General features: G+C 70.9%; 11 protein-coding genes. 3 read left to right on the forward strand and 8 right to left on the reverse strand.

All coding sequences use genetic code 11. The features are described from left to right. Positions 1 to 153: 153 nt before the first annotated feature. Both ADL15_RS07890 and ADL15_RS07895 read right to left on the reverse strand, forming a co-directional pair. Positions 154 to 1,572, reverse strand: coding sequence for a diguanylate cyclase domain-containing protein (locus ADL15_RS07890; protein WP_067686324.1), 1,419 nt, complete (start codon positions 1,570 to 1,572; stop codon positions 154 to 156). Positions 1,573 to 1,578: 6 nt separating this feature from the next. Next, entirely contained in the window at positions 1,579 to 2,748 is a 1,170-nt protein-coding gene (locus ADL15_RS07895) for an FIST signal transduction protein (protein WP_067686343.1), read from the reverse strand. 201 nt (positions 2,749 to 2,949) lie between these two features. Between ADL15_RS07895 and ADL15_RS07900 the strand changes: the two genes are divergently transcribed. After that, positions 2,950 to 4,152 carry a cytochrome P450 gene (locus ADL15_RS07900; protein ID WP_067686352.1) on the forward strand — a complete coding sequence of 401 codons (1,203 nt, stop codon included), beginning with the start codon at positions 2,950 to 2,952 and terminating at the stop codon, positions 4,150 to 4,152. Here the strand turns inward: ADL15_RS07900 and ADL15_RS07905 are convergent. The 3 genes from ADL15_RS07905 to ADL15_RS07915 all read right to left on the reverse strand — a co-directional run bounded on the left by ADL15_RS07905 (position 4,136) and on the right by ADL15_RS07915 (position 6,156). After that, positions 4,136 to 5,083: a TIGR03557 family F420-dependent LLM class oxidoreductase gene (locus tag ADL15_RS07905; protein WP_067686327.1), complete on the reverse strand. Its 948-nt coding sequence runs from the start codon at positions 5,081 to 5,083 to the stop codon at positions 4,136 to 4,138. The genes ADL15_RS07900 and ADL15_RS07905 overlap by 17 nt on opposite strands. A gap of 38 nt (positions 5,084 to 5,121) precedes the next feature. Next, entirely contained in the window at positions 5,122 to 5,574 is a 453-nt protein-coding gene (locus ADL15_RS07910) for a nitroreductase/quinone reductase family protein (RefSeq protein WP_067686330.1), read from the reverse strand. A 162-nt stretch (positions 5,575 to 5,736) separates the two neighbouring features. After that, complete coding sequence (locus ADL15_RS07915; RefSeq protein ID WP_067686333.1) at positions 5,737 to 6,156, reverse strand: nitroreductase family deazaflavin-dependent oxidoreductase; 420 nt, start codon at positions 6,154 to 6,156, stop codon at positions 5,737 to 5,739. A gap of 156 nt (positions 6,157 to 6,312) precedes the next feature. Between ADL15_RS07915 and fliQ the strand changes: the two genes are divergently transcribed. After that, entirely contained in the window at positions 6,313 to 6,582 is a 270-nt protein-coding gene (fliQ, locus tag ADL15_RS07920; protein WP_067686336.1) for a flagellar biosynthesis protein FliQ, read from the forward strand. Positions 6,583 to 6,607: 25 nt separating this feature from the next. On the opposite strand, the gene ADL15_RS07925 is transcribed toward fliQ, so the two are convergent. Next, positions 6,608 to 8,047, reverse strand: coding sequence for an aldehyde dehydrogenase family protein (locus ADL15_RS07925; protein WP_083970999.1), 1,440 nt, complete (start codon positions 8,045 to 8,047; stop codon positions 6,608 to 6,610). Between the two features lie 43 nt (positions 8,048 to 8,090). Between ADL15_RS07925 and ADL15_RS07930 the strand changes: the two genes are divergently transcribed. Continuing rightward, on the forward strand, positions 8,091 to 8,630 hold the full coding sequence (locus ADL15_RS07930; RefSeq protein WP_067686341.1) for a hypothetical protein: 540 nt from the start codon (positions 8,091 to 8,093) through the stop codon (positions 8,628 to 8,630). 21 nt (positions 8,631 to 8,651) lie between these two features. Here ADL15_RS07930 and ADL15_RS54070 read toward each other — a convergent pair whose 3' ends face one another. Next, positions 8,652 to 8,825, reverse strand: coding sequence for a hypothetical protein (locus ADL15_RS54070; RefSeq protein ID WP_198170623.1), 174 nt, complete (start codon positions 8,823 to 8,825; stop codon positions 8,652 to 8,654). 21 nt (positions 8,826 to 8,846) lie between these two features. After that, the gene (locus ADL15_RS07935) at positions 8,847 to 9,608 is read right to left on the reverse strand and encodes a transposase family protein (protein ID WP_157441228.1); all 762 of its coding nucleotides are present in this window, start codon (positions 9,606 to 9,608) and stop codon (positions 8,847 to 8,849) included. Position 9,609: the final 1 nt, after the last annotated feature.

The following is a 9,609-nucleotide window of genomic DNA, read 5'->3' on the forward strand; positions in this document are numbered from 1 at the left end:
CTGGACCGGCCACCCCCTCGACCGCACCCGAACCACCCACCTCCAACGCCTCAACTTCACCCTCGCCGCATAACCCCACCGAATAAACCAACAGGGTCTACGGACGGGCGCTCCTTGTTCGTACCGTGAAAATGCGGTCCGGGGATGGAGCGGTCAGCAGGCGGGGCGGAGCAGTTCGGTGCGCATGACCGGTTCGAACGCGCGGCACGTGCCCGGCTTGGTCTTCTTGGCGCGGTACATCGCCAGGTCCGCGTCCTCCACCAGATGTTCCGCGGTCCGGCCGGCGCCGCTGTAGGCGATCCCGACGCTGGCCCGGGTCAGCACGGCCCGCCCGGCGATGTCGAACGGCTCGCTGATCGCGTCGATCACCCGGTGCGCGATCTCCCACGCCTCCAGCTCGGAGGAGATCGGTTCGAGCAGCACCGCGAACTCGTCGCCGCCGAACCGCGCGGCCATGTCGGTGTCCCGCACCGAGGCGCTCAGCCGGTCGGCCACCCCGCGCAGCAGCTCGTCGCCGGCGGCGTGCCCGAGGGTGTCGTTCACCTGCTTGAACAGGTCCAGGTCGAGGTAGAGCAGGGCCGCGCCGGTCTCCTCGGCGAGCACCTGCTCGACGCGCTGCAGGAACAGCGCCCGGTTCGGCAGCCGGGTCAGCGGGTCGTGGTGCGCCTCGTGCATCGCGGCCTGGGTGTGCGCGCCGGTCAGCGCGAGGCTGGCCTGCTCGCTGAACGCGGCGAGCACGTCGCGGCGCTCCGAGTCGCGCACGTCGCCGCCGGGACCGGCCACGACAAAAGCGCCGGCCACCCGGTCGCCGATGTGCACCGGCGCGGCGGCCAGCTCACCCTCGGCGACGGTGCAGCCCGCGGTGATCGCCCGGCGGGCGGCCTGCAGGACGGCGTCCCGGCCGGCCGAGGTGTCACCCGCGACGGAGGCCACGGTCAGCTGGGCCGGATCGGTCAGGTCGTGCATGACCAGCGCGGCGACGCCGTCGTCGTCGAGCAACCGCCGGGCGCCCGCCGTGATCGAGTCGAGCAGGTCGCCGAGCGGTGCGCCCTGTCCCGCCGCCCGCTGCACCCGCAGCAGCGTCTCCAGCAGGCGTTCCCGTCGTTCGAGGGCCTGCAGCAGCACCAGCCGCGACTCCGCCTCGCGCTCCCGGTCATGGCGCAGCTGCTGCTCGGCGGCGAGGGTTCGCAGGCTGCGCAGGGCCAGCCCGAGCACCTTCGCCATGCCCTGCAGCATCTGCCGCTCGTCCGGCCCGAACGCCTCGTCGGTGCGGGCGACGAGCAGCCGCTCGCCGGCCTCCCCTAGGGCGAAAACGGACACGTAGGCGTCCCCGACGCCCGGGAACGTGGACGTTTCGGTGCCGGACCGTACGCCGGTGAACACCACGGGGTCGGGGGAGCGGCCCAGCCCGACCGACGCGCCCAGGCTGTCGCCGAAGATGACGGCGCCCAGCTCGGCGTCGGTGGCCTCGGTCGCCTGCTGCACCGCGATCCGGGCAGCCGCGGCCACGTCACCGGCCCGGGTGATGGCACTGAAGTATTCGCTGAGCTGCAGCATCGACCACGCGGTCATGGCCGGTCAGCTCACAGCGAGGGCTGCCACGGTCAAGTGGTGCATACCCTTCGCGCCAGCCTGCCGGACGATCTCGCCGTTGGTGTAGAAGCCGCTGAACGGGATCGGCTTCATCTCGTCGCGCAGCCGCTCGGTGGCCAGGTCGATACGGTCGTTGCCGAGCGCGAGCGGTCGTACGCAGCAGTCGAAGACCAGCAGGCCGATCGGCTCCGCGCCCTCGACGGCGTCCACCGCGGCGCGGGCGGCGGTCGCGGCCGCGCCGATCACCGACTCCGGTTCGCCCTCCATGAACCAGACCATCGCCCCCTCGGGCGTGTCGGCCAGGCCGGAGATCGACCGTTCCGCCGGGTCCGCTTCGAAGATGATCCGTACGTCCTCGCTGTTGCGTCGCGCCAGCCCGAGCGGCCGCACCGAGGCGAACTGCAGGAACGTGTTCGGGTCGGCGGCCAGGTCGGCGGCGCCACCGGTCCGGCGCAGGTAGACGTCGAGCGCCGGCTCCCCGTCCAACTCGTAGATCTTGCCGCCCTCGCTGCGGGTGACCACCATCGGCTCACCGACCCGGTGCCAGCCGTGCGCCATCCCGATCCCGAACGGGGTGGGTGAGCCGAGCGCCGCACCGAGCACCGCGTTCGGCAGCACCTGCACCTCGGTGCCGGAGCTGAAGAAGTGGAACGTCCCGGTCTGTGTCACGTTGTCGCCGGCACAGCCACCGATCAGCGGGACCTGCGCGCCGCTCACCGAGTACGCGCCGCGCACGACCTCCTGCTGGTCGCCGCTGCGCCCGTCGCCGAGCATCAGCAGCACCCGGTGCTCCGCGTCGACGTCGTCGATGGCGAGCGCGACGGTCTCGCCGGCGGCGTAGAGGTCCATGCTGTCGTGCGGGACGGCCCGCACCGCCGCCGCGAACCCGTCGCCGCCGAGCGCGTTGACCACCACCCCGGTGCCGCGGCCGTCCGTGGTGAACTCCCCGGACGTCGAGCAGCCGATCATCAGCACGTCACCACCGGCCGCCGCGTGCACGGCGGCGGCCATCTCGGGTGTCGAGTGCTCCAGCGAGGCGAACACGATCAGCAGGGTCGCGCGGCGGTCGCCGAGCGCTTCCCGGCACGCCTGTGCTCCGGCCTCGGCGGGGTCGGCCAGCAGGCTGCGCCCCACGCCGAACCAACGCTCGCTCATGATCGCTCCCTCGCGTGGGGCCCGCAGTGCGCGGACCATCCGGGGTTCCGCATCGGTTGTGCCCCTGCCGACCTGAGGGTTGTGCCCCTTTTGGTCTGAGCAAAACCGGTCAGTGGGTAGGGAGTTGCTGACGGAGCGTCGCGGAAAACCGGACAGCGCGGTCTCGACAGCGCCGGGCATGATGGCCGGATGGGGATCGACATGGATTTCGACACCGCGGTGGGCTCGCTGTTCCAGCCGGAGGGGCGCCTCGACCCGTACCCGGCCTACGACGTGCTCCGCGCGCACGCCCCGGCCTTCCCGGCGTTCGAGAACCAGTGGTTCGTCACCACGCACGGCCTGGTCAGCCGCCTGCTGCGCGACCCCGGCCTGCGAGTCGCGGACACGAGCGACTATGACCGGTTCTGGACGGACTGGCGGGAGAACCGCGGTGTCGCCTCGGTCGTGCTGTCGATGCTGCAGACCAACCCGCCGGACCACTCGCGGGTGCGCCGGGCGGCCGCCACGACGTTCACCGCGCGCCGGGTCGCGGCCATGCGCGACGTCATCACCGCCCAAGTCATCGACCTGATCGAGGAGCTGCCGGCGCGGAGCGACTTCGTCGGTGACTTCGCCTATCCGCTGCCGATCGCGGTGATCTGCGCGCTGCTCGGCATCCCCGAGTCGGAGCGCCGCTGGTTCCGCCAGCGCGCCGCCGACCTGACCGTGGTGCTGGAACCGATCAGCAGCGAGGAGGAGATGAAGCGTGCCGACAAGGCCGGGCGCGAGCTCGAGGCGTACTTCACCGGCCTGATCGCCGACCGCCGGCACACCCCGCGCGAGGACCTGACCAGCGCGCTCGTCGCGGCCAGTGACGCCGACGACGCCGTGCTCACCGGCGAGGAACTGCTCGCGAACCTGGTGCTGCTGCTGGTGGCCGGCTTCGAGACCACCACGAACCTGCTCGGCACGGGCCTGAAAATCCTCCTCGACCACCCCGACCAGGCTGATCGGTTGCGGTCCGATCCGGGCCTCGCGGCCGCTGTGGTCGAGGAGATCCTCCGGTACGACTCGCCGGTCCAGCTGACCAGCCGCTACACCACGGCGCCGCTCGATCTCGGGGCGGGCGAGCCGCTCGCGCCGGGAACCATGCTGACCATGCTGCTCGGCGCGGCCAACCGGGACCCGGCGCGGTACCCCGACCCGCACCGGTTCGACCCGGACCGCCCGAACATCCAGCCGGTCTCGTTCGGCGGTGGCGCCCACTACTGCCTCGGCGCGCCGCTGGCCCGCCTGGAAGCACAGATCGCGCTGCCGCTGCTGCTGACCCGGCTGCCGGGTCTGGCGCTGGCCGGGGCGCCGGTGCGGCGGGACCGGCTGGTGCTGCGGGGCTATGCCAGCCTGCCGATCACATCCGGTCCTTGAGCTCCTTGGCGAAGAAGTCCAGGAAGCCGTCCGGGTCCGGGCCCGCGTTCATCAGGACCAGGTGATCAAAACCGGCCTCACGGTAGGTCGTCACCGCGTCCAGGTAGGGCTTCGGGTCCGGGCCGCAGACGAATTTCTCCCGTACGTCCTCGGGGCGCACGGTCTGCGACGCCGCGTCGAAGTTGACCGGGTTCGGCAGCTCGGCCATCACCTTCCAGCCGGAGAGCGACCAGCGGGAGGTCTTGTGCGCCTGCTCGACCGCCGCCTCCACGGTGGGTGCCCATGCGGTGGCGATCTCCGCGTACTTCGGGCCCCTGCCGCCCGCGCCGGTGAACGTGTCGACCAGGTCCTTGCGCGGCTCGGTGGCGAACAGCCCGGTGCCGTGCGTGGCGGCCAGCTCGGCGGCGCCGCTGCCACCGGCCGCGACCGCGATCACCGGGAGCCGGTCCGGCAGGTCGAACACCCGGGCGTCGTCGAGCTGCAGGTGCTTGCCGTCGTAGGACTGGTAGCCGCCCTGCCAGAGCAGGTTGATGATGTCGAGCGCCTCGGTGAGCATCTCGTGGCGTACCCGTACGCTCGGCCAGCCCTGGCCCGTGACGTGCTCGTTCAGGCGCTCGCCGGAGCCGATGCCGAGCGTGAACCGGTCGTCCGAGATGATGGCGAGCGTCGCGGCGGCCTGCGCGATGATCGCCGGGTGGTAGCGGACGGTCGGGCAGGTCACCCCGGTGGCCAGGCCGAGGCGGTCGGTGCGTGCGGCGATCGCGCTCAGCACGTTCCAGGCGAACGGGGAGTGGCCCTGCTCCTCCAGCCAGGGGTGATAGTGGTCGCTGATCTCCACGAAGTCGAAGCCGGCCTCCTCGGCGCGGATCGCCTGCCGGATCAGTTCCTTCGGGCCGAAGCCCTCGGCCATCAGTTTGTATCCGTATCGCATGACTGTCGGCTGCCCCGTTGCCGGGGCACCAAACGTTCCTAGGCGATGCGGAACACCGGGTAGTCCGGGGCGATGCGTTCGAACTCGGCCAGCGGGGCGGTGCGGGCGATCGGGAAGTGGGCGCGGGCGCCCGGGGCGACGGCGAGGTAGCCGCGCAGGATCGGGGCGGTGACGACGGGATCGACCTCGATCAGTCGTACCCTCTCGGTCGTGCCGTGCCGGAGGACGGCCTGGCCGTGCGCGGCACGGACGTTGGCCACCCAGTTCGCTCGCGGCCCCAGCATCGAGACGAGGAACCGCTGGTCCTCATACGTAGTGACGACCAGCGGGAGGGACACCGGTTTGCCGCTGCGGCGGCCGGTGACCTCGAGGGTGACCCAGGCCGGTGGGGCGAGGAAGCCGGCGCCGAACTGGGCCGCGGAGATGCGGTTGAGCAGGCGGGCGAGGGTGTTGGGGCGGCCGCCTCGATACATCCACCGGCGTAAGTTCATGCCGTCAGGGTAGGGGGATCGTGCGCTGCGGAACCGGGCCGTTGTGCCCGTTTCCGCGTTTCCCTTCCTCTTGCCGGCGGCTGCTTTCTTGCCTGCGGCTTTCTTGCCTGCGGTTGCTTTCTTGCCGGCGGCCCGCGCCGGTGGGTGCGGGCCGCCGTCTGATCAGTTGCGGTCGAGGACGACGATCGGGATCTCCCGGTCGGTCTTCGTCTGATACTCGTCGTAGTCGGGCCACGCCTCGACCATCTTCGCCCACATCGCGGGCTTCTCCTCGGCGGTCGCCACCCGGGCCGTCGCCGGGAAGCGGTCACCCTTGATCTGGACCTCCACCTGCGGGTTCGCGCTGAGGTTGACGAACCAGGCCGGCGGGGCGGCCGCGCCGCCCTTCGACGCGACGACCAGGTAGGCGCCCTCGTACTCGCGGAAGATCAGCGCGTGCGAGCGCTCCTCGCCGGACTTGCGTCCGGTGGTGAACAGGATCAGGATCTCGGTCCCGTTGCGCCAGTGGAACCCCTCCTCGCCGTCGGTCTCGATGTACCGCGCGACGTGCGGGTCGCCATGCAATTCGATCGCAGAAACCATGCCGCCAACCTACCTCCGTGGTGGGCTCCGCGCCCGATTTGGGCGGTGCGGCAGCGGCGCGGGCCGGTGGAGAATTCTGTGCGTGCGAACCGAATGGCAACCGGGGTGTGACCGTTCTGCACTTGGCTCGGGTGGGAAACGCCCGAAAGGAGAGGCATGACCGACACGATGGTGGTTGAGCTGGGACTGCAGGCCATGACCATTGCGGCGAAACTGTCCGCTCCGGTGCTGCTGACCGCGCTGGCGGTCGGGTTCGCGATCTCGCTGTTCCAGTCGGTGACCCAGATCCAGGAGGCGACGCTCTCCTTCGTGCCGAAGGCGATCGCGATCGGGGCAGTGCTGCTGTTCTCCGGCAACTGGATGCTGCACGAGATGATCACGTACACGATCCAGCTGTTCGAGAAGGTTCCGCAGCTGCTGAGCTGATCTTTCTCCGTCTCCCGGGCGGGCCCTAGCCGCCGATGATGATCGTTTGGAGCTCGGTGAACGTCTCCATCGGGTGCGGGCCGCCGACCCGGCCGAGTCCGCTGTCCGAGCCGGCCCGGCCGCCGAACGGCAGATGGCTCTCCCAGTAGTTCGTCGACTCGTTGACGTTGACCCAGCCGGTGCGCACCCGTTCCGCGAAGTCCAGGCCACGCCGCAGGTCAGCCGTGTAGATCGCGGCGAGCAGCCCGTACCGGGACGCGTTGGTCAGCTCGACCGCCTCGTCCAGGCCGCCGATCGTGACGATCGGCGCGATCGGGCCGAACGTCTCCTCCGTCGCGGCCAGGGCGTTCGCCGGGACACCGGTGAGGACCGTGGCCGGCCAGTACAGGCCGGTCGGGAACCCGGCCGCAGGCTTGCCGCCGGTCCGGATTGTCGCCCCCCGCTCCACCGCGTCGGCGACGTGCGCGGCCATCTTCGCGGCCACCCCCGGATTGTTCAGCGGGCCCATCGTGGTGGTGTCGTCGAACGGGTCGCCCAGGCGTACCCGGTCCTGCACCGCGGCGGTGAGCCGGTCGGCGAAGTCGTTGTGCACCGCTTCGTGCACCAGCAGCCGCTCGCCGGCCGTGCAGCTCTGCCCCGCGCAGAGGAAGCAGGCCGCCAGCGCGCCCTCGACGGCCCGGTCCAGGTCGGCGTCCTCGAGCACCACCAGCGGGCCGTTGCCACCCATCTCCAGCAGGGTCGCCTTCCCGGCGGCGGCCTCGGCGACCAGTCGCCCGGTCGCGGTGGAGCCGATGAACGCGACCGCGTTCACGTCCGGATGGCGGGCGATCTCGTCACCGACCACCGGGCCGGGGCCGGTCACCAGGTTCAGCACGCCGGGCGGCAGATCCGCCTCGGCCACGCACCCGGCGAGCGCGATCGCGGAGATCGCTGTGGACGGGGCGGGTGTCCAGACCACCGTGTTGCCGACCGCGAGCGCGGGCGCGATCAGCTCGGCCGGCATGGTGTACGGCCAGTTCCACGGCGTGATCACGCCGACCACCCCGCGCGGGCGGCGGACCAGCATGGCCCGGGTGCCGCGACCGGACGACGGTGGCAGCAGCCCGCCGAGCCGCTTGGCGTCCTCGGCGGCCATCCGCCAGTAGACGACCAGCTCGTCGACCTCGTCGTACGCCTCGGCCTTGAGGGGTTTGCCCTGATCCAGGGTGAGCGTCCGGGCGAGGGAGTCGCGCTTGCCCTCGATCACGTCGGCGACCCGGTGCAGCAGGGCGGCACGATCGAACGCGGACAGGCGGGCCCATCCGGTGGCGGCGCGCGTGGCGGCCGCGATCGCTTCCCGGGCATCCGTACGATCACCGTCCGGCACCGTGCCGATCGCCTCGCCGGTCGCCGGACTGGTCGCCGTGGCGACCGTTCCGGACCGGGCTTCACGCCAGTCGCCGTCCACGAACATCCGGAGATCCATTCCTGGACGTTAATCGCTGGACGGCGGCTGGGAGGATTTCGACATGCGCAAGATTCCTACGGTGTTCCAGCGTGACCCGGAGAACCGCAAGCGGGTGCTGCCGTCGGCGAACCCCGAATGTCAGTGGGTGCTCGACGGGGAGGGCGTCGCGACCCGCAAATACGACGGCACCTGCGTGCTGCTGGACGACGAGGGCACGTGGTGGGCGCGGCGCGAGGTCCGTCCGGGCCGGGAGCGGCCGCCGGGCTATCGACCGGTGATGACCGACGAGAACACCGGGAAGACGATGGGCTGGGAGCCGGTCGATCAGTCGTCGTACGCGACGTGCCATGTGGAGGCGGTCGCTCGCTCGTCGGCGTGGAAGCCCGGCACCTACGAGCTGATCGGCCCGAAGATCAACGGCAACCCGGAGGGGGTTGAGGGGCACGAGCTGGTCGCGCACGCGGACGCGGAGCGTTTTGAGCTGCCCCGAGATTTGGATGGTCTGCGGACGTGGATCCTGGCGCATCCGCGGTACGAGGGTGTCGTCTGGCACCACCCGGACGGCCGCCGGGCGAAGCTGAAGCACCGCGACTTCATCTGACCGGTCTGGGGCGGCGGCGCCTTATTCGGCGGCGGCTACCCAGTAGAGCTGTTTGTGGCCGCGGGCTTCCATGGTGGCGGCGAGCTGGTCGGCCTCGGCGCGGGAGTCCTTGCGGGCCACCACGTACCGGTTCCCGTTGTCATCCTGCCGCCAGACCACCCACCGCCGCGGCGGCTCGTTCTCGTCGATCGACATCCGGGAATCATGGAGCCTTTTTCATCCTGCGTAGCGGTTGGCTTCGACGCCGTGCAGCACCAGGATGGCCTGCACGATCGCGGTCGCGCGGCGCGGGCAGCAGCGCAGCTTGATCAGGACTTTCCAGGTCTTGAGGGTCGCGATCGCACGTTCACCGCGGGCGCGGATTTTCGCGTGTGCCCGGTTGACGGCTTTCTGCCGGCGTGACAGCTTCGGCCGGTAGCGGCGTCGTTTGAACGGGGTGCGCACGCTGCCACGGGCGCCCTGGTAGCCCCTGTCCGCGAAGGTCATCACGTTTGCTCTGGTCAGAGCGTCGATGATGCCGTGAGTTCGGGCGGCGGTCAGGTCATGCGTCGAGCCGGGCAGTGCTGCTGAGGCCCAGACGAGCCGACCGGCTGCGTCCGCGATGACCTGCACGTTTACGCCATGACGTTTGTGCTTGCCGGAGTAGTACGGCTTCTGGTCGGCGACCCGGTCGATCGGGATCAGCGTGCCGTCCAGGATCGTGTACGCGAGGAGCCGGATGCGCCGCATGGCGGTGTCGAGGTCTTCGGCGGCCGCGCTGAGCAGGGCGATCGCCTCTTGGACGTAGCGCCAGGCGGTGGCGATGCCGATCTCGAAGCCTGCGGCGAGGCGGGTGTAGGTGTCGCCGTTGCGCAGGTGAGCGAGAGCCAGTAGCGCCTGACGGCCGGGGTTCAGCCGCCGCCATCGGGATTTGCGCTGCTGGCGGTGGCTGCGGATGCGGTCGGCGAGGTGGTTCAGGGTCCGGCTGGACAACGGGATC

The sequence above is a fragment of the Actinoplanes awajinensis subsp. mycoplanecinus genome (genome assembly GCF_001509495.1).
Taxonomy (GTDB): domain Bacteria; phylum Actinomycetota; class Actinomycetes; order Mycobacteriales; family Micromonosporaceae; genus Actinoplanes; species Actinoplanes palleronii.